The organism is Erythrobacter sp. S57(2025) (assembly GCF_057365055.1).
On the sequence record NZ_CP200299.1, the window covers coordinates 818,311 to 838,527 of the forward strand.

At 58.2% G+C, this 20,217-nt stretch carries 17 protein-coding genes; 10 read left to right on the top strand and 7 right to left on the bottom strand.

The features are described 5' to 3' along the window. Positions 1–34 precede the first annotated feature (34 nt). From AC0V6N_RS03920 to AC0V6N_RS03940, 5 genes are all read right to left on the bottom strand, one after another. Entirely contained in the window at positions 35–304 is a 270-nt protein-coding gene (locus AC0V6N_RS03920; RefSeq protein WP_486170286.1) for a hypothetical protein, read from the bottom strand. After that, positions 301–1,263, bottom strand: a complete 963-nt coding sequence (gene mdh / locus AC0V6N_RS03925) for a malate dehydrogenase (RefSeq protein ID WP_486170287.1) — start codon at positions 1,261–1,263, stop codon at positions 301–303. Before mdh ends, AC0V6N_RS03920 begins: the two co-directional genes overlap by 4 nt. Before the next feature lie 279 nt (positions 1,264–1,542). Continuing rightward, entirely contained in the window at positions 1,543–3,420 is a 1,878-nt protein-coding gene (locus AC0V6N_RS03930) for a putative bifunctional diguanylate cyclase/phosphodiesterase (protein WP_486170288.1), read from the bottom strand. Positions 3,421–3,652: 232 nt separating this feature from the next. Further along, positions 3,653–4,033, bottom strand: a complete 381-nt coding sequence (locus AC0V6N_RS03935; protein ID WP_486170289.1) for a hypothetical protein — start codon at positions 4,031–4,033, stop codon at positions 3,653–3,655. A gap of 232 nt (positions 4,034–4,265) precedes the next feature. Continuing rightward, complete coding sequence (locus AC0V6N_RS03940; RefSeq protein ID WP_486170290.1) at positions 4,266–5,582, bottom strand: cell wall hydrolase; 1,317 nt, start codon at positions 5,580–5,582, stop codon at positions 4,266–4,268. Between the two features lie 114 nt (positions 5,583–5,696). Between AC0V6N_RS03940 and AC0V6N_RS03945 the strand changes: the two genes are divergently transcribed. From AC0V6N_RS03945 to AC0V6N_RS03990, 10 genes are all read left to right on the top strand, one after another. After that, on the top strand, positions 5,697–6,599 hold the full coding sequence (locus tag AC0V6N_RS03945) for an ABC transporter substrate-binding protein (RefSeq protein WP_486172416.1): 903 nt from the start codon (positions 5,697–5,699) through the stop codon (positions 6,597–6,599). Beyond that, complete coding sequence (locus AC0V6N_RS03950; RefSeq protein WP_486170291.1) at positions 6,599–7,558, top strand: FecCD family ABC transporter permease; 960 nt, start codon at positions 6,599–6,601, stop codon at positions 7,556–7,558. Before AC0V6N_RS03945 ends, AC0V6N_RS03950 begins: the two co-directional genes overlap by 1 nt. Further along, a complete protein-coding gene (locus tag AC0V6N_RS03955) occupies positions 7,555–8,301 on the top strand; it encodes an ABC transporter ATP-binding protein (protein ID WP_486170292.1) in 747 nt (248 codons plus the stop codon). Before AC0V6N_RS03950 ends, AC0V6N_RS03955 begins: the two co-directional genes overlap by 4 nt. A gap of 1,055 nt (positions 8,302–9,356) precedes the next feature. Next, positions 9,357–10,778 (top strand): toll/interleukin-1 receptor domain-containing protein, encoded by a 1,422-nt coding sequence (locus AC0V6N_RS03960; RefSeq protein WP_486170293.1) that lies wholly within the window; start codon positions 9,357–9,359, stop codon positions 10,776–10,778. A gap of 125 nt (positions 10,779–10,903) precedes the next feature. Beyond that, positions 10,904–13,831 (top strand): excinuclease ABC subunit UvrA, encoded by a 2,928-nt coding sequence (gene uvrA, locus AC0V6N_RS03965; RefSeq protein WP_486170294.1) that lies wholly within the window; start codon positions 10,904–10,906, stop codon positions 13,829–13,831. A 254-nt stretch (positions 13,832–14,085) separates the two neighbouring features. Next, positions 14,086–14,451, top strand: a complete 366-nt coding sequence (locus AC0V6N_RS03970) for a hypothetical protein (RefSeq protein WP_486170295.1) — start codon at positions 14,086–14,088, stop codon at positions 14,449–14,451. Then, on the top strand, positions 14,451–15,479 hold the full coding sequence (locus AC0V6N_RS03975; RefSeq protein WP_486170296.1) for a hypothetical protein: 1,029 nt from the start codon (positions 14,451–14,453) through the stop codon (positions 15,477–15,479). Before AC0V6N_RS03970 ends, AC0V6N_RS03975 begins: the two co-directional genes overlap by 1 nt. A gap of 97 nt (positions 15,480–15,576) precedes the next feature. Beyond that, a complete protein-coding gene (locus tag AC0V6N_RS03980) occupies positions 15,577–15,804 on the top strand; it encodes a hypothetical protein (RefSeq protein ID WP_486170297.1) in 228 nt (75 codons plus the stop codon). Then, entirely contained in the window at positions 15,804–16,793 is a 990-nt protein-coding gene (locus AC0V6N_RS03985) for a hypothetical protein (protein ID WP_486170298.1), read from the top strand. The genes AC0V6N_RS03980 and AC0V6N_RS03985 overlap by 1 nt, the downstream gene beginning before the upstream one ends. A gap of 136 nt (positions 16,794–16,929) precedes the next feature. Further along, entirely contained in the window at positions 16,930–17,217 is a 288-nt protein-coding gene (locus AC0V6N_RS03990; RefSeq protein ID WP_486170299.1) for a hypothetical protein, read from the top strand. An 83-nt stretch (positions 17,218–17,300) separates the two neighbouring features. Here AC0V6N_RS03990 and AC0V6N_RS03995 read toward each other — a convergent pair whose 3' ends face one another. Further along, entirely contained in the window at positions 17,301–17,930 is a 630-nt protein-coding gene (locus tag AC0V6N_RS03995; RefSeq protein ID WP_486170300.1) for a septal ring lytic transglycosylase RlpA family protein, read from the bottom strand. Between the two features lie 1,012 nt (positions 17,931–18,942). After that, positions 18,943–20,166, bottom strand: a complete 1,224-nt coding sequence (locus tag AC0V6N_RS04000) for an argininosuccinate synthase (RefSeq protein ID WP_486170301.1) — start codon at positions 20,164–20,166, stop codon at positions 18,943–18,945. Positions 20,167–20,217: the final 51 nt, after the last annotated feature.

The following is a 20,217-nucleotide window of genomic DNA, read 5'->3' on the forward strand; positions in this document are numbered from 1 at the left end:
CATACTTGATTAGGCATCTCACTCTCCAATGATCTCAGTTCAATTCTAGTCGCAATTGACGAATGATAAGCGCTGGAATGAACCCGAGGGCACCAACCACGAATGGCACAATGAGCAAGGCGCTGATGCCGGGATAGCCAGGATCAAATGCGCGTTCGAAACCATATTGATCGAAGGTTATCCAGACGGCGAGCACTCCTGTGGGAACAAGTAGAGCGGCTCCAATCCTCCAATAACCCTTGATGCCCAGCCAAAGCAGGACACCAAAGTAAACCGCAAGGAAAAGAGCGACGATCTCCATCACGCCAGCGAGCTATCAAGCCCCTTACACGCCTCAAGCAGCTCTTCGACCGCGTCGGTGGAAACCTTGAGGTTTGCGCGTTCTTCGTCGGTGAGTTCGATTTCGACCACGTCTTCTGTGCCGCCTGCGCCGATCACTGTCGGTACGCCTACATACAGACCGTCTAGGCCGTATTTTCCTTCAACGAAGCTCGCCGATGGCAGGATGCGTTTTTGGTCGCCCAGATACGCCTCAGCCATGCTGATCGCGCTGGTCGCAGGTGCATAGTAGGCCGAGCCATTGCCCAGCAGCTTTACGATTTCGCCGCCGCCAGCGCGCGTCCGGGCTACGATTGCATCGAGGCGATCTTCAGACACGCCTTTGATCTTGGCCATGTCCTTCACCGGGATGCCGTTGATCGTTGAGTAGCTGAGCACAGGAACCATCGTGTCGCCGTGGCCGCCCAGAACGAATGCGTTGACGTCTTTGACGCTGCAATCGAATTCCCATGCGAGGAAGGTCGCGAACCGCGCGCTGTCCAGAACGCCAGCCATGCCGACCACTTTGTTGTGGGGCAGGCCTGAGAATTCACGCAGAGCCCAAACCATCGCGTCCAATGGGTTGGTGATGCAGATCACGAAAGCGTCTGGTGCGTTGTTCTTGATGCCTTCGCCAACGGCTTTCATGACTTTGAGGTTGATGCCGAGCAGATCGTCGCGGCTCATCCCCGGCTTACGCGGAACGCCTGCGGTGACGATGATGACGTCCGCGCCAGCGATATCTGCATAGTCGTTTGATCCGGTGATCTTCGCATCGAACCCTTCGATCGGTCCGCATTGCGACAGATCGAGCGCTTTACCCTGAGGCATACCCTCGGCAATGTCGAACAGGACGATGTCGCCCATTTCCTTCTTCGCAGCCAGGTGAGCGAGCGTGCCGCCGATCATGCCAGAACCGATAAGAGCGATCTTCTTGCGGGCCATAAAAGGGGTAATCCTTCCCAAAAAATCATCGGGACGCGGATGGTAAGCAAATGAGAATGCCCGGCCTTTCCGTCCCAGCTGGCCCAGCTCTCTTTATCTGGTTGTCGGAATTAGGCCCGCCCAAACCCTAATGCAACCGGGAAAGGGGTGGTTTGGTCAACTATCTTTGCAAATAGTTTGCATATGCAATAAGCCTACGCACAAACACGTGAAGTGCCCGCGCAAAACGGTAAACACACTTACAAGACTATACGAAAACGGCGCCTAAGCACCACGACGTTAGATGCCCATCGCCTTCTTGGCATCAGGCTCACGCTCTTGGGCGAGCAGCATGGCGGCTAGGTAATCGGGCACAGCGCGGCTGAAGTAATAGCCTTGGCCAAGGTTACAGCCCGCGTCCTTGACGACCTGCACCTGCTCAATTGTCTCAAGCCCTTCAGCGACGATATCCATGCCCAGCGTGTTGCCCATTTCGGCAACGGCGCGGATGATCGCATCGCTCTTGCGGCCAACCTGCGCGCCGGAGACAAAGCTGCGATCAACCTTAATCTTGGAGAAGGGGAAGTTGTTGATGTAGCCGAGCGAGGAATAGCCGGTCCCGAAATCATCCAGCGCAAAGCGCACGCCGATTTCGGACAGTTCCTCAATAAAGTCAGCCGTTGCGTGATTGTCTTCGACAAACAGGCTTTCGGTGACTTCCAGCTCCAGCCGGCGCGGATCAAGCCCCGCTTCGCGCAGAGCGTTCTTGATGCCGAGCGCAGCACCGGGCGCGCGAATTTGTAGGGGCGAGAGGTTTACCGCAATGGTCACATCCTCAGGCCAGGTCGCGGCAATGCGCGCCGCTTGCGCGGTAATCCAATTGCCCAGAGTGACAATTACGCCGGTTTCCTCGGCCACGGGGATGAATTCGTCAGGCCGCAGCTCGCCCTTTTCAGGGTGGAACCAGCGCACGAGCGCTTCGAATGTTTTGATTTTGCCGGTTTCCAGATCGACAATCGGCTGGAAGAAGATCGACAGCTCATCACGTTGAAGGGCGGCGCGAAGCTCATCTTCAATCTCGCGCCTGCGCACCAGATCGCGGGTCATGGATGAGTTGAAGAAGCAGGTCTGGCCGCGCCCGCCAACTTTGGCATGATACAGCGCAAGGTCCGAACACTGCATCAGCGTATCGGCATCCTTGCCGTCATCAGGCAGCAGCGCCACGCCGAGAGAGGCGCGGATTTCCAGTCGCTCACCATCAATGCGGAATGGGCGCATAACCTCGCAGTGGATTTCACTGGCGATCATCTCCGCCTCTTTGCGATCCTTGATCGGGCAGAAGACGATGAATTCGTCGCCGCCAAAACGCGCAACTGTCCCGCCTTCTGGCGAGACCGAATTGAGCCGCTTGGCCACTCCGCTCAGCACCCGGTCACCAACCGGATGGCCCAGCAGGTCGTTCACCTCTTTGAAGCGATCTAGGTCAACCCAGATCAGCGCCAATTTGGTGTCTTCCTCGACGCTCATCATGGTTTCGACCATGGCGTGATTGAGGCCAGCACGGTTGGCGAGGCCGGTCACCACATCCGTGCGCGCCAAAATCTGCATCTTGTCAGCGAGCTTTTTACTGGTCTCTGCAGAGGCAATGGAATCGCGCAAAACCTTGAAGATGTTGCGCGCGATGGAGATCATCGCAGGGATTAGCAGCAGGATCGTCACGCCGAGCGCCACAAAACCGAGCTTTCCAATCCAGAAACTGGCAAGCGCAATGGGCGCGCAAGAAAGCGTCAATTGCCCGATAGCAATCGTGAGACGCCCCGCATTACGCGCGCAAACCCCGATGCCATAGCCAAGCGCATTGGCGATCATCAGGACTTCAACTTCGGTCGACGTGCCCACCAGAATCGTGAAGGCTGCCGTACAACCCAGCGCCAGCGCAAAGCTGAACGCGCCAATCTCGTAAACCAGTTCCAACGTCGCAGTGCTGTTGTCATCGGAATCGGGCGAAAGGCCGAGCGCCGCGACAATCCGAGCAACAGCAATCAGGGCCAAAATGCCCGCTGCAACATAAAGTTCTGGAAGATCAGCAATATAGGCTGAAACACCCGCCGCCGAAACGGTCGCGATCGCACCGATCGCAAGGCTGGATGGCTGAGCGTAGAGCGTTGTCACCAACATGCGCCGGACGCGCTCTGTCAGTTGATCCGACCGTTCCCGCCGGGACTGCGGGTGCGGTTCACCCTCCCCGGAGAGGCGCGCGCGACGGGGCGCACGAAGCAATGATAGGAAACGGCCTTTTTCCATAGGCTCACAGCGTTAGATCAAAGTGGTCAAGGTCAGGTTAACGCGCCTAAACCTCAAAACTAGGGAAGGGCCCGGTGTCGCAGGGCCGAATTGCTTAACGTTCTGCTTAACGTGTTTCGAGCGTCGGCAGCGTTGCGAGCTTCGTGTGCGTTTCGATCCGCGCAGCTTCGCGAGCCAGCCTGCGATCCAGCGTGCGGGTAATCCCCAACCACCACTGATAGGCCTGACGGTCGCCAGCGAAAAACGCGGCTTCTGCATGAGCGCGTGCTTCGCGCGCTGCGCCCAAACCGTGTTCAGCAAAATGACGCAGAGCTGCACGCAGCATCTTGTCATCGGTATCGAACCGCAGTGGAGCTGCATCGCTGTCATTGTCATTCGCCACGCGTTCAATCGCGCGCGCTGCCAATGCCTTTACAATAGGCGAGCATGCGCGTGTGCGTCCGGGAAGGTTTACGCCGGATTGTGGGGGGGCGAAATGCAGGCTCATGCGCGTTTTCTAAGTCCAGTCTTGGCGCTGCTGGGTCGGTCTAGGCTCGCCTTTCAAAAGGCGGCGCGGGAAGACTTCGCGGGTGCAGTGCGGGGTCAGCGATTGAACCGCTAATAAGGGAAACTCCGCTAAGGCTTGGTGATGAGCTAGGGTTTAGAGCCAGTTAACACTTTGCAACAAAGCCAGATGCGTCCGCTCTGGAGGTATCTGTAATCGCTAAGCTTTTTGCCGATTAGGGCGCGTCAGAGGATTCCGGCACGGGTTCTGGTGTTGACGCCTCACTCGCAACATTTTTCGATTGGAGTGCGGCGCGCGCGCTGTCGCTTTTCCATTGACCGGCATTGGCATATTCTTCGCGCGCTTGGCCTGCGGCGGAATAGGATTGGTCCGCCAGCACCGGCTCAATCACCGGAGTGGATGCAGCGCGCGGGTTCGAAGCAGAGCGCGTAACTGGACGTGCGCCAGTGCCGCCATTTCCGCTTGTCGCGGGAAGATCGGGAAGGCTCGCCGATATAGCGCTTGGCATAGGCGCGGCCGTGACGCGCTCAGCCGCGCCCGGCTCAAATCCTGCATAGCGGCCCGTAAAGGCGCTCTTTTGCCCGGCGGCCCCGCGATTACGATAGAACCGGTGCGCGCCGATTGTGCCGACATGATCGAGGCTGGAGGCCCAATATGGGTTCACCCATAGCGTGTGGTAATGCGTGGCGTAGCCGACAGGCGCATAGACGCTGCCTGACAAAGCCTCGCCCGCCAGCCGTTGCGCACGCGCCCAGCTGGCACCGCTTGCGCGGCGACGCAGACTGCCATCGCAGGTGAAGGAGAATTGGCACCCGGTGCTGCGGTTCGATCCTTGATAAACCACGCCGCACACGCTGCCCGGCCAATTGGGGTGTGACACACGGTTCAGCACGACTTGCGCAACCGCGCGTTGACCCGCTTCGCTTTCGCTGGCGGCTTCGTACCAGATGGCCTGCGCCAAACAGTCAGAGGCGCGGCTCGCATTGACGCCTACGCCGCTGAAGAATGGAGTGGCAGCGGGCCCTGTATCGATCAGTTCGCCCAATTCACGGTCAGCTTCAGCTGCACCAATGTCGAGCGCGTCAGTGGTAGGCAGCGCGACCAGCGAGCCTGTCGAAGCAGGATCAGCGAGGAAGAAGAATGCAGAGCCTGGAAAGCTCATCCCCGGACGCTCAAACGGCATGGGCGGGTTTTCGGCCAATTGCTGTGATAGCCGATCATTGACCAGCTGCGCTTCTGACGGGGCAGCGCCCGGCATCGCGCCAAAGTCACCCGGTGCCGCCATCGCAGGCACAGCAATCGCGGCCATCAACACGGCAATCCGCTTTCGATAAGCGCGTGGCATCAATGTGTGCAGCAGGTTGGAAACGGGGGCAAAGCGGCCCTCTGACGCGGCCCTGCGATAGTATTCCTCGCTCCCAAACTCAGGCGGCGCATTTTTTGGCGCAGGCGCGGGCAGTTGGATCACAGGCGGAGCATTCGCCGCTGAGCGTGACCCATTGCGGGCAAGGAGGTTTTTGAGTGTCTGCATAGCGCGCCTTTGCGCGTACCGGGGCAGGGTGTTTGTGGCGAGCGGGTCGCAGGGCACCGTCCCGAAACCAGACAGGGCGCGCAAATTCCTTAATGCAGCTGCGTAACCGCCGTGATGCTTGCAGCTCTGGATGGCTGCGACTATCGCGAGCGACGGGATATGGGCGAACGCGCGAGCAATCTTGGCCTAAGGGGCATCATGGGTGTTTTCGCCGCAGCTTTACTTGTGGTGAGTTGCGCAGGCCCTGCCGAGCGAGCGGCCAGTGATAAGCCCACTTTCGTCAGTCTCAATCCGTGTCTTGATGCGATTTTGGTTGAGGTGGCGCAGCCTGAGCAGATCCTAGCCTTGTCGCATTACAGCCGCGATCCTTCGTCAACCTCAATGGATGTGGAGCGCGCGCGCGAATTCGGCATGACCGGCGGCACGGCGGAGGAGATCATTGCTTTGTCGCCCGACGTAGTCCTCGCGAGCAGCTTTATGGCGCCCGCAACCCGCTCGGCCTTGGAGCGCGCTGGACTGCGGGTGGAGAGCTTTGGCAGTGCGAGCAGCATTGCGGAAAGCGCTAAGCAAGCGCGCGCTTTGGCTGAGTTGGCTGAGGCACCAGAGGCGGGCGAAGTGCTGGCGGACAAGATTGCGGGAATGGCCGCGCTGGAGCCTGCACCCGGTATTTCAGCATTGTTGTGGCAACCGGGCCAGATTGTGCCGGGCGAAGCCACGATGGTCGCGCAGCACATGGAGTGGGCGGGGTTTGAAAGCCATGCCGCGGCGATGGGTTTGGCGCAGGCCGATCACGTCTCGCTTGAAAGCATACTGGCAGACCCGCCGCGCATCCTGTTGATTGCGGGCGAAAGCGCGGGACAATCGCATCCTTTGCTGGATCGTTTGCGCGGGACTTTGGTGGCGGACTATCCGCCCAGCCTGATGTATTGCGCAGGGCCGACGATACCCCAGGCCCGCGCGCATCTTGCGGATATACGCGCCGAGTTTGAGCGCGATTTTTACCAGGCGCCCAATTGATGAACCGCGCGAACCTTATCTTCGCTGGCCTGCTCGCTGTGCTGCTGCCGCTATCGCTGCTGGCGGGACGGGTTTGGGTTGATCCAGCCACCACGCCCAATGCCGCGATTATCCTGATGGAATTGCGGCTGCCGCGCGCTATGCTGGCCATAGTGGTCGGGGCAGGGCTGGGGGCAGCCGGAGCTGCAATGCAGGGCTATTTGCGCAATCCGCTTGCCGATCCCGGCCTGTTTGGCATTGCGCCAATGGCGGCGCTGGGCGCGGTGGCGAGTTTCTGGATCGGTGCGACTTGGGCGCTGCCGGTATTCGCGCTCGCAGGCGCGGCGCTGGCCATGATGCTGCTTGCCTTGATCGCAGGGCGCACGCCGTCAGGTGCTGGCGGAGGGATCGCTTTGTTCACGCTTGCCGGTCTGATGATCGCGAGCCTTGCGGGTGCACTCACCGCCTTTGCGATCACCATGTCGCCGAACGCCTTTGCGTTGTCGCAGATCGTGATGTGGCTCAACGGCGCGCTCACGGATCGGTCTTGGACCGATGTTTGGATTGCAGCGCCGCTGACAGGGGTAGGGCTGGTGGTGTTGGCATTCGCCGCACGCAGCCTGAATGCCTTGACCCTTGGAGAGGACGCCGCGCGCAGCATGGGGATGGACCCGAACAGGCTGCTCATCCTGCTGGTTTTCGGCGTCGGTCTAACGGTCGGGGCAGGGGTCGCGGTGGCAGGCATCATCGGCTTTGTCGGGCTGATTGTCCCGCATCTGGTGCGCCCCTTGACCGACCGCATGCCATCCTCGCTGATCCTGCCAAGCGCGCTGGCAGGCGCCAGCCTAGTGCTTGCCGCCGACAGCGCGGTGCGGGTGCTGCCGTTCGTGACAGAGCTGCGCCTTGGCATTGCCCTATCGCTGATCGGCGCGCCGTTCTTCCTGTGGCTGCTTTTGAGAATGCGAAGGGGGACGCTGTGAGCTTAAGCTTCGAAAACCTCTCCCTTGATCGCGGCGGTAAACGTGTGATCAGCGATGTGAGCGCCACGCTGGAGCAAGGCCAGATCACCGCCATCGTCGGCCCCAATGGCGCTGGCAAAAGCTCAGCGCTCTTAGCGCTTGCCGGATTGCTGGAGCCGTGCGGAGGCGGTGTCACGCTGGACGGCGCAGATGTCCACGCGATCCCAGCGCGCGACCGGGCCAAGCGCATGGGATACCTACCGCAAAGCGCCGACATTGCATGGGATGTGGCGGTGGAAAGCCTGATCGCGCTGGGCCGCCACCCGCACGGAGATGGCGCAACCGAACCGGTCGAGCAGGCGATCAAGGTCATGGGTCTCAACGACCTACGCCATCGCCCCGCATCCAAGCTTTCAGGCGGAGAGCGCGCGCGAGCTTTGCTGGCGCGAGTGCTCGCCGGAACGCCCGATTGGATTCTCGTCGACGAACCGCTCGCCGCGCTCGACCTGGCCCATCAATTGAACTTGATCGCGCATCTTCAGACCTGCGCCAAGGACGGCAAAGGCGTGGTGGTCGTGCTGCACGATCTCGCGCTCGCGAGGAATTATGCAGACCGGGTGCTGGTGTTGAAAGAGGGCCATCTGGTCGCAAACGCTGCGCCCGGCGAAGCTCTATCGAGCGACGTCATCGCCGATGTCTGGGGTGTGCAAGTGGAGTGGCTGGGGAAACCGGGTCGACACGCGATCAATGCGCTTCGACAATAAGTGACAGGTGCAGTGTCGCCCCACGTCTCCCACGCGACCCTCACGAGTTGACCCGGCGCGGCGGGTTAGGGTCGCCGCTAACTCTAAACTGGTTTCGTTTTTACCCAAAGGCGCGACCCGAAGGGTGTGAAGCGGAAGACCTGCAAAGAGGACTTACCTATCGGCAAAAATACGTAGTCACGCGCCTTCATATTTTCTGTAGCCCCTGTGGAAAGGGCAGAGTTCCGCCGTTTTTGGGCGCGAGAAAATTGTATCCTACCGTTTGGTAAGCCCGCGCTCTTGGGAATTTTAATGCTCAAATATCGGCAAAATGCGCAGCAGAATGACCGAGCGATGTTACAAGATTACATCCGCAACGCCCGATCGGTCTGAGGGGAGCGTGGTGAGTGCATCAGTTTGGGCGTTGGCGCTATCCCCGGCAGGCACTTGCGCAGAAGCGAGGCGCAGGGGATAGGTGAGGGATGGCGGTAGAGATAAGAACGGAGCGTGACTTAGCGCGCTTGCTCAGTGACAAACCAGCTCCTGTCTCGGGCGTGATCGCAATGAGAGCTGCAATGCGATCCGCATTTTTGATTTTTGACCATCGTCATCGGAACGCGGAAAAACGATTTAATAGCAGGCTATCAAGATTTATTCTTGGGGTTTTTCGAGCGTCGGTAGTTGGCTTTGATGCAAGAGATCATGACGGGTTTGAGTCCGCTGGCTCGATTGGCTTAGCGAACGCACATGGTTCGCTTGAGCTTTCCATTGAAGTGTCCGGTTTGCTGGTTCAAAGTCAGATAAAAAAGAGTTTCCAGAAAGCGCTTGCGAGCATAATTAATGATACGGTCGAACTTGCTTCTGAAGGTCAGAATGTGGCGGCGATCGATTCAGCGAAAGCAGTATTTTTAGCCAGGCAAGCCGGTGCTATTCTTTCAAGTGCTTGGGCAGAGGTCTTTGAAGCTGGACTGAGCTTTGATTTGGCTGCGATCCAGAAAAATCTAGATAAAGATGAGATCAAACACCTGCCTCTTTGGGGGGCAGGGCTCGAGCAAGCGGCTAGATCGTGGCCGCAAATGTCAAAGCGGCTCTCAGTTCAGGGTGAAGGATTTGAGATTTGGCGAGAGTGGTACTTTGGCCGCTTCGAAGGCCTGCCCCATGCTTTCGCCAACTTCGATGATGCAGCGGATGACGCGTTTTACACCCAAATCCTCCAATATGACGACGAATGGTGGTCCCGGGCCCCGCGCGACGTAAACGCCGACATCAAAGAACTGGTCGACAGGTTGCGCACCCCCAAGGACGTCAATGACGATCCGGTCGACTTTTTCATCAGCTATGCGAACGAGGATGAGTTTATCGCCAGGGAGGTTGCCGCAATCCTCGATGATCTCGGCAAGTCCTACATCGTTCAGTACCGCGACTTTGGACCCAGCAATTGGATGAATGAAATGGACGCTGCGATGGAGCGGGCGGGCCAACTCATTCCCATTTACTCGAAACACTATGTTGCGTCAGAACACTGCAAAGTAGAATGGAACCATTATTACAATCTCGATCCCTCATCTGCGGAAAGGCGAATTGTTGGTTTTCGGATTGACGGTGCCGATCTCAAGCCTCGCATGCAACAGGTCAATTACCGTGACCTGACCCGATATACGCGTTCTGAACGCGAGGCAGCGATCCGTGAATGGCTCACTTGGGAGCCGCACAACCTGACTCGTGACGGCGTGAGCAATGCAGTCACGCGGACATTCAGCCCGCAGATCGTGGAGAATTCGCAAGGTAAACTCGACACTCAGCCCAATGCCGATTTCGACCAGCCTGAAAGCCAGAGCGCGATGGACCGGGCGGTGCGCGATTTGCTGCTTGTTTTGGACGTCGCGCTTGATGCTAATCACAACCTACCTCGCAAAATGGAGCGCGCGCTTGGTCGCTACGATGATGAGGTCCGCGAACATCTTGCCCGATCTGCCTGGCGAGGCCTTGATCGCCTGATGAACATCATCATCGGCGGTGTGTCTTCAATGTCGAGCGTCGAGTTTTCAGACGGACAGAAGGAAGCGTTAGAAGAGCTAATCGCAGCCCATCAGGATTGCATGACAACGCTGAAGAATGCCGATCTTGAAGAGCGCGCCTTGTCCTCAGTGTCGGTGAAGGACGTCGACCCGCAGGCCATTCGCGACCTCTATGAAAAGACGAAGGCGGCTTTCGAGCAACTCAACGAGGCTGGGAAGACAACCGAGCGTTTGGACAAGCATATTGAAGATGTCATTGAGCAGGGCCGAGATGTTGAGTTCGAAGCGGCTCAAGAAGGGGCGGATCAGCGTGAGCAGGGCACCAAAAGGCGCTATATCCTATATGTTGGCGGGATCGGCTTGGCTGTGCTTAATGCCCTTGGTGCGACCGCTTCGATAAGCACTGCGCCTGCAACGGCGGAGGCTGTTCGGATCGCAAAAGAGCTGGTCGACGCATTTTATCGCGCAGTCGGCCTATAGCCCAGAAACCCAACCCCACCTCGCGCGTTGAAATCGCACACCTTGAGAACCATCTCGTGGACACCTCGCGGGCGTCTCGACTACGCCTCTTTACTTATGCGAACATTTCCGGAACAAAGCCCCGCATGTCATTGACCAAGATTTCCGTCCGTGGTGCTCGTGAGCACAATCTCAAAGGTGTCGATATTGATCTGCCGCGTGACGCGCTGATCGTGGTGACGGGGCTTTCGGGCTCGGGCAAATCGAGCCTTGCCTTTGATACGATCTATGCCGAGGGGCAGCGGCGTTATGTTGAGAGCCTCTCCGCCTATGCGCGCCAGTTCCTTGAGATGATGCAAAAGCCCGATGTGGAGCATATTGATGGGCTTAGCCCCGCGATCTCCATCGAGCAGAAGACGACCAGCCGCAATCCGCGCTCTACCGTCGCGACGGTCACTGAGATTTACGATTACATGCGGCTTTTGTGGGCGAGGGTGGGCGTGCCGTACTCGCCTGCGACGGGTAAGCCGATCAGCGCGCAGTCGGTCGCGCAAATGGTCGACCGGGTGATGGAATTGCCTGAAGGCACGCGGCTCTATCTGCTCGCGCCCGTCGTGCGCGGCCGCAAGGGTGAATATCGCAAAGAACTGGCCGAGTGGCAGAAGGCGGGCTTTACCCGCGTGCGGATCGACGGAGAGCTATACGCGATCGAGGAAGCGCCCGCGCTCGACAAGAAGTTCAAGCATGACATCGAAGTGGTGGTTGATCGGATTGCGGTGAAGGCCAAAAACGATGGCAGCTTGCAGACGCGGCTGGCGGACTCATTTGAGACGGCTTTGAAGCTGGCGGATGGCTTGGCCTATGTCGATCTGGCCGATGGCGTGGTGCCGGGACGCGAAGAAGAGGCTGCTGGTGGCGGAGCGATGAAGGGGGCGGGACTGGCCGCCAATCGCATCGTGTTCTCAGAGAAATTCGCCTGTCCGGTCAGCGGCTTTACCATTGAAGAGATCGAACCGCGCTTGTTCTCGTTCAACTCGCCGCAGGGTGCGTGTCCGACTTGCGATGGGATCGGGGAAAAGCAGCTGTTTGATGAGCAGTTGGTGGTGCCGAATGAGGCGCTGACTTTGAAGCAGGGCGCGATTGCTCCGTGGGCGAAATCGAACCCGCCTTCGCCCTATTATATGCAAGTGCTCACATCGCTGGCCAAGGCGTATGACTTTGACGTCACGACGCCATGGAACAAGCTGGAACCGGATCAGCGGATGATCATCCTGCATGGCACGGGCGGGATGCCAGTGCAGCTGACGTTTAAGGATGGGCGCAAGACCTACACGGTGAACAAGCCGTTCGAAGGGGTGATCGGCAATCTCAACCGCCGGATGCTGCAGACCGAAAGCGCGTGGATGCAGGAGGAGCTGGGCAAGTTCCAGACCGCGCAGCCTTGCGAGACCTGCGGGGGCAAGCGCCTGAACGAGAAATCGCTCGCGGTGAAGATCGCGGATACGGATATCGCCGAACCGGTGACGATGAGCGTGTCGGATGCGAAGGACTGGTTCCTGGCGCTCGATGACAAGCTGACCGACCAGCAGAGCCAGATAGCCAAAGCGATCCTCAAAGAGATCAATGAGCGGCTGGGCTTCCTCGACAATGTGGGCCTCGATTACCTGAACCTTGATCGTACTAGCGGCACTTTGTCGGGTGGGGAGAGCCAGCGGATTAGGCTTGCGAGCCAGATCGGGAGCGGATTGTCGGGAGTGCTCTATGTCCTCGATGAACCCAGCATCGGCCTGCACCAGCGCGACAATGACCGGCTGCTCGCAACGCTCCAACGGCTGCGCGATCTGGGTAACACTGTGATCGTGGTCGAGCATGACGAGGACGCGATCCGCACCGCTGACCATATCGTTGACCTTGGCCCCGGAGCAGGGGTGCGCGGCGGAGAGGTCGTGGCGCAGGGCACGCTTAAGCAGATCATGAAGGCGAAGAAGTCGCTCACCGCAGACTACTTGACCGGAAGGCGCGCGATTGCTGTCCCGCAAGAGCGGCGCAAGGGCAATGGGCATATGCTCACGGTCAAGGGCGCGAGTGCGAACAACCTCAACAACGTCACCGCCTCCATTCCGCTGGGCACGTTCACCTGCATCACCGGCGTTTCGGGATCGGGCAAATCGTCCTTCACCATCGACACGCTCTATGCCGCCGCCGCCCGCACGCTGAACGGTGCGCGGGTCATTGCGGGCAAACATGACGCGGTTGAGGGGCTGGAGTTCTGCGACAAGGTGATTGAGATCGACCAATCCCCCATTGGCCGCACCCCGCGCTCCAACCCCGCCACCTACACCGGCGCCTTCACCAATATCCGCGACTGGTTTGCAGGCCTCCCCGAAAGCCAAGCGCGCGGGTACAAGCCGGGCCGCTTCTCCTTCAACGTCAAAGGCGGCCGCTGCGAGAAATGCACCGGCGACGGCCTGATCAAGATCGAAATGCACTTCCTCCCCGACGTCTATGTCACCTGCGAGGAATGCGGCGGCAAACGCTACAACCGCGAAACGCTGGAGGTGAAGTTCAAAGGCCTCTCCATCGCCGACGTGCTCGACATGACGATTGAGGATGCGGAGGAATTCTTCAAAGCCGTGCCCCCGATCCGTGACAAGATGCGAATGCTGAATGAGGTGGGGCTGGGCTATGTGAAGGTCGGCCAACAGGCGACGACATTGTCAGGCGGCGAAGCGCAGCGGGTGAAGCTCGCCAAGGAGCTGGCTAAACGCAGCACCGGGCAGACGCTCTATATCCTGGATGAGCCGACCACGGGCCTGCACTTTGAGGATGTTCGCAAACTCCTCGAAGTGCTGCACCGGCTGGTCGAACAAGGCAATTCGGTAGTGGTGATCGAGCACAATCTCGACGTGATCAAAACCGCCGACTGGATCGTGGACTTAGGGCCAGAAGGCGGCGTTCGCGGCGGCGAGATCGTAGCCGAAGGCACGCCCGAAGCGGTGGCGCAAGAACCGCGCAGCTTTACGGGCGGGTATTTGAAGGGGATGTTGGAGAAGGCTCGGGAGGCGGCTGAGTAGGCAAGTGCTAAATGGGACGACGCCAAGTTTCGCTTGAACGGCGCGGCGCGGCAGGTGGTGCGGTTTTGAAAAGGAGGTGCGAAGGAGAATTCTCCCGCTTGCTTAGCTTCATGATGCCGCTGGCTTGTCATAAAGCAAAATTCATCAAAAAGTCGTTTTCCTACTTGAATATAGTTTTGTAGAAATTCTAACTCAATTTGCATTCCAAGTATTTTCACTGTAGCGGCCTCGCAAGTTATTTGCTTGGAGAAAACATGGATTTCGCGGAAGACTTGCCAGCTGCTTGCCCTCCCAACGATGCAGCCGACTTGGAGTTATCAGATGTGTTTCGCTTAGCTCCCTCAGATGAGCCCGCAATTTGGCATTTTTCTTCTCATGCAGCACTAGGTAAAACGCTTCCGAAGTCTTTACCTGATTCGTGTAGATGGGCTTCATGCTCGCTAACTACCGATCCTGTTAAGCTCAAAAAGCTGACCAAGTTGAAGCATCGATTCGCTTTCCGCATGAAGATTCCAACTGGCGCTGGAGTAAGCAAGATGAAAAGTATTCATGTTGATTTCTGGCGAGCGGCGTCATTTGATCCTGTCGCTGCGGTTCAGACTGTTGAGCAGATTGACTGATGGCTGTCGAAACACCCTCAACGGCCAAGCTTTTGCAGGTTCTGCTTTGGTATGACGAGCCACAGGTCGTGCTTTTGCAGCCGTTTCCTCAACAGTTTCTCCTTGGGGTTGCTGTTGAGATTGAAGGTATGCACAGCCCGTTCATTGGCGCCCACATATCAATTCGACAGTTGGTCGATTACCAAATGGAGCGAATTGACCTTCGCTATCTCTTCACAAAACCAGATCTTCGTAAGTGGTGGCTCTTTGACATAAACAACGACGCTGATGCTATCCCTGTTAAGCGACTGAAATCAACCGATCCGAGGATCGACGCTAGTGCTCCTGAGTCTGGCTTTTTCTCCCGCGATCATGACGAAATTGATATAGTCGATATTCAGGTGGCTAATAGCACTCAGTCGTTCAAGATTGATGGAGCGTGGGACCTCGGAGAATTCTCCCAATTCTACAGCCAAGTGGAAGATATCTATTACTTTTTCCACAGTGTGAGGGAATTCGGCAAGGCGGGAACATCTGCTCAGCGCAAGAGTCAAATAGAGGCTGCTCTCCTTCGACCATTCCGAGGCGGCGGTAGCTATCGGGGTATGTACAGTGACTTTGCGAACGACAATGACCGAGCGGCCAAACTTCGGGTCAGCGGCATACAGTACCACTCGCCCGGCTATGTTGAAGTGAAGGCGTTGCAAGCACCTTTTGACCAATCGATAGCCTTGCTGTCAGAGTATTCTGGCGAGAAAGACAAGATCAAAAAGAGCTATCGTTCCCTCCATTCAACGCTATCCCGCAACAAGTTGTTGAAGAAAGAGTCGAGAATTTTCAGTAAGGATCTGAAAGCATTGGTCAAAGATCAGTCGTTCGCTTTGGCTAACCATTTGCCTGGAATCTCGATGGACGATTTGATCGAGATTTCAGGAAAAGATCTTCTGGTAGCATCAAAGGTTCTCCTCTCAATCGTGAGACGAGTCGAAAAGCTGTATCAATTTTTTGATCAGGGCCGCGCGAAGCACGATGGTGTGCCAGTCAGCTAGGCCCTTCGCTCAGTTTAGCCTTTTGTAAGCGGGCATTTTCCTACTCTCCATTCTTCATATAACTGGTCCAGCTCCAAAAATTCCAAGGAGCTGAAACATGACCCCCTACGATCCGACCAAGAAACTCCCGCATAGCGACATTCCCGGCGGGTGCTCGCCGTTGGGCATTCACGCGAACCTCGACTTTCAGCGCGAGTGGCAGGCTCACCTTTCCCTCGGCAATCTGCCCGGTGATGGGCCTCAGACGACGCCTGAGCAGCGACTTCGGCATGTTCGCAATGACATCCTCTTTACTCGCCGTCGCTTTGGCGCGGAGTGCGTGTGATGATGCGCCTTTCACCAGAGCCCTTTATCGCGGCGCCCTCGGATAGCGCGGCGGCGCTTCCCACAATTATCGACGCGCTTCCTGATGATAGTGCGCATGCAACCCAGACCCAGTTTGGGCGTGGGCGGCAGGCGGGTTTTCTGCGGCGGCTTGCCGATTGTGGCGAGGTGCGGGTGGCGGCGCGGGCCTCCAATGTCTCGCACCAGACGGTCTATCGCATGCGGCGCGCGTGCTTGACCTTTGCGCGCGGGTGGGATGCCGCTTTGCTGATTGCGCGCGAGCGGGCCGAAGAGGCGCTGGCGACGCGGGCCATGCACGGGGTGGAGGAGCAGGTGTTCTATCACGGGGAGGTGGTGGCGACGCGCAAACGCTACGATTCCCGGCTGCTTTTGGCGCATCTGGCGCGGCTTGATCGCTTGGCTGACCGCGATGATGTGGCGGCGCTGGCGGGCGCTTTTGACGATGTGGTGGAGGCTTTTGAACGGGCTGATGCCGGAGATGGTGAACGTGAAGGTGCCGAAGAAGGGGCTTGTGAGGGTGAAGCGGGCGCGGGTGAGGGCGCGATTGCCGATGTGGGGCTGCCCGAAGCGGTGGTTGAAAGGGTCGTGCAGGAGGCTTCAAAAGATGCTGGTGAGGGTGCCGAGAATTCTTCCCTAGGACCGTGTAACATGCGGTCCATGTCTCAGGCGGAAGAGGCGGCAGATGAGGGTGAGCACGATGCGGATTGGGAGGAGAACCCAGACGATGAGCTGCCTGAGCTGGAGCGGCGATTGCAGGCCATGGAGGCCGCTCGCCCCAAGGATGCGCTCCCGATAAGCGAGCTTGGCATCGACTATCAAGAGCGCGGCGAGATCGAGGCAGAGCAGCTCGAAGCCTTCGAAGCCGGGGAGGAGCGCTGGTGGGAGGTGCGTGTGGGACCACAGGTGAATGGGTCCGGGGTGAGCGGTTCTGTCTACGGTGATGCGGCTACTGGCGGGTCAATGCCCTGAAAGCTGGGTATTGGCGTTGGCATTCAGGCGGTTGCCTCGGCCTTGATTGGGGCTAAGGTGGGCGAGGTAACGGGCAGGAAGAGGGGCCGGGCCTTGGTGGCGCGGCGGTCCTGGCGCGGTTGAAGGGGTTTGGACGATGCACACACGGATCAAGGCAGCGGGAATGGCGATGACAGCGGCGGCGGCGATGGGGCTGAGCGCGTGCGGCGACATGGTCGATAAAGAGCAGATGTACACCCAGTTTGCAGAGACGTGTGAGACCTCGTTCACTGCAGAGGGCGGCCCTCAGGAAATGGCCAAGCCGTTCTGCGAATGCTCAGCCAATGCGGCGCGCGATCAGGACATCGGCCCGATGGACATGCTCGATGAAGAGAAGATGACCGCTATTGCCGAGTCCTGCGCGGACACGCTGATGCCGTCCTGATGGGGCGGTGATTGGGGCAGGGCGTGTGCCTGCGCTGTCCTACACCCTGCCCGAGTGCTAGCGCGGCCCAGTTAGCGGTCAGCTCAGCGGGCGACGATGTCGAGCTCAACGCGCGCATGCCCGCGTGAGATCATGCCAATGCGCTCTGCAGCGCCGCGTGACAGGTCAATCGTGCGCCCTCTGATGAACGGCCCGCGATCGTTGATGCGAACCGTGACCGCGCGGCCATTGCGCGGATTGGTGACGCGCACCAGAGTACCAAAGGGCAGCGTCTTGTGAGCGGCTGTCATGGCGTTCATGTTGAACCTCTCGCCATTGGCGGTGAGGCGACCATGGAAGCGGCGGCCGTAATAGGAGGCGACACCTGAGCCTAAAGTGCGGACGACAGCGCCTGCGATGGGCTCAGGCGGGGGCACTTCGATCGGCGGCTCAAACGTGTCGAGGTCCACGGCATCTGCGGGGATGACGAGGTCGATGTTCTCGTAATCCGGGCCAAGCGGCTCAAGGATCTCGCGAAACTGGTCAGCAAATGGCGCAGGCGGGGCACTGGCGTCCGAGGTGCCTGGGTCCGCAATCTGCGCCGAAGACGCGCCCAGCGGAATGGCAGCAAAGACCGCCAGCAAGGCAAGCCGCGCCGCTCTCACCGGAGCAGCCGCACGTGCTAAAGACCGCGCTGTGCTTGGCGCGGGGTTATGACCAATCAAGCTTCCCATCCGATGGGCTCTGTAGATGGCGAGCAATGCTAGGAGCAAATGTATCCAATCAGCGCAGCGCAGTTGCAGAGCGCTTCGCCGTCAATTGAGCCTCAACTGCGTTGAAGTGTTGAGCTTTGAGATGAGTTGCGAACGTGAGCGGTTCCACGCGGCCACATCACGGCGGCACAATTCTGAGTGCTCACAAAAGCAAATGGGGCCGGCATTGCTGCCGACCCCACTCTCACCAGCGCGTGGGCGCTTAGGTCTTGCATTCAGTCAGGCGAACCCTTCTTCATGCTCCTCCGTTAAGCGCACTTGGCGCCCGATGTCTGGACCGCGTCCGGTTGTGTTTCCTTGCGGTTGTCTTGCGACCGCCGCTTTTCCACACCGCCTTGCTTCGCGGTTCGTCACCGGTGCTCGCACCGGCATCCGACTTTGGTTTGTGACTGGTTTGCTCGCATTCCGGCCGAAGCCGTCCTGTTTTGCTCATCCAGCCCCTTGCCAGAGCCGAGACCGTGATTTTGGTGATTGGCGCTTCAATCAAGATGTTCCGGGACCAGAAAGCCCTTTCATATCTCTAACGCCAGCCTCAATCATGGCCGTAACGGTCATATCGCTTCGCACTTTCCTCAAACAAGTTGACTTGCATCCGGCCTAAACCTTTAGCACGTCTTCTCTCAGACAGCGCGTGGACAGACATGTCCGTATCTAAGAAACGTGAAAATGCTTTTACTTCCAGCGCCTTGCGGCTCTTTTTGTCAAAGCCTTCGTGTTCCGAAGACAAGTTGAAACTGCGCCCGAATCGGCATTTCGGCAAGGGTTCGCGAGGCGACTTTTCCACTTTTGCAAAGATCACTTGTGGAGGGCGGTGGACAACTCAACCGTTCGTCGCATTGATCGGAATTGCTGAGCGCTTGGCGCTAATCCATCCAAGAATAGGCGTTCAGAACGCAAAGCGTAGCTTTCGCAAAATTACGCGAGTTAAGTCTCCCACTCGAGATTCGCCCAAAGGCGATTCGCAAATAAAGACTTAATTTCGACTTCGGTCCCGCTGAGCCAGCAAACGCAGCCGCAGTGCATTCAATTTAATGAAGCCCTCCGCATCCTGCTGATCATAGGCGCCCGCGTCATCTTCGAAGGTCACATGCGCTTCTGAATAGAGCGAATGGGGTGATTTACGGCCCACTACACTGGCAAGGCCTTTATAGAGCTTTAGCCGGACAGTGCCCGTGACACGCTCTTGGCTCAGATCGATAGCCGCCTGCAGCATTTCGCGCTCAGGCGCGAACCAAAAGCCGTTGTAAATCAGCTCTGCATATTTGGGCATGAGTTCATCTTTAAGGTGAGCAGCCCCGCGATCGAGCGTGATCTGTTCGATACCGCGATGGGCTACGGCGTAAATCTCGCCGCCGGGAGTTTCATACATGCCACGGCTCTTCATGCCGACAAAGCGGTTCTCAACCAGATCGAGCCGTCCAATACCGTGCTTGCGACCCAAACCGTTGAGAGCGGTCAGCAACGAAGCGGGCGACATCGCCGTACCATTGAGGGATACGCCATCACCGCGTTCAAAGCCGATCTCGATGTATTCAGGAGTATCGGGCGCGTTCTCTGGATGATCAGTTCGCGAATAGACGTAGTCGGGTGTTTCCTCCCACGGATCCTCCAGCACTTTACCCTCAGACGAGGTGTGCAGCAGGTTAGCGTCGGTGGAGAAGGGGGCTTCGCCGCGTTTGTCTTTGGGCACAGCAATTTGGTGTGCCTCTGCCCATGCGATCAGTGCGGTGCGGCTGGTCAGGTCCCATTCGCGCCACGGGGCGATCACTTGGATGCTCGGATCAAGCGCATAGGCAGACAGCTCAAAGCGGACCTGATCATTGCCCTTACCGGTCGCGCCATGTGCAATCGCATCGGCGCCCGTTTCATGCGCGATCTCTACCAGGCGTTTCGAGATAAGAGGGCGAGCAATCGAGGTCCCGAGCAGATAATCGCCTTCATATCGGGCATTGGCGCGCATCATCGGGAAGACGAAATCGCGCACAAATTCTTCGCGCAGGTCTTCGATGAAGATGTGCTCATCAGGGATACCCATCGCGCGCGCTTTATCGCGGGCAGGCTCGATCTCTTCGCCTTGACCAAGATCAGCGGTGAACGTGACGACTTCAAGCCCGCGCTCTGTGCTGAGCCATTTGGCAATGACAGATGTGTCTAGGCCGCCTGAATAGGCAAGGACCACACGCTTGATATCGGACATGAACTGCAACTCCTGAATGCGATGCGCCCAATGCCTATAAATGCGGCGTTA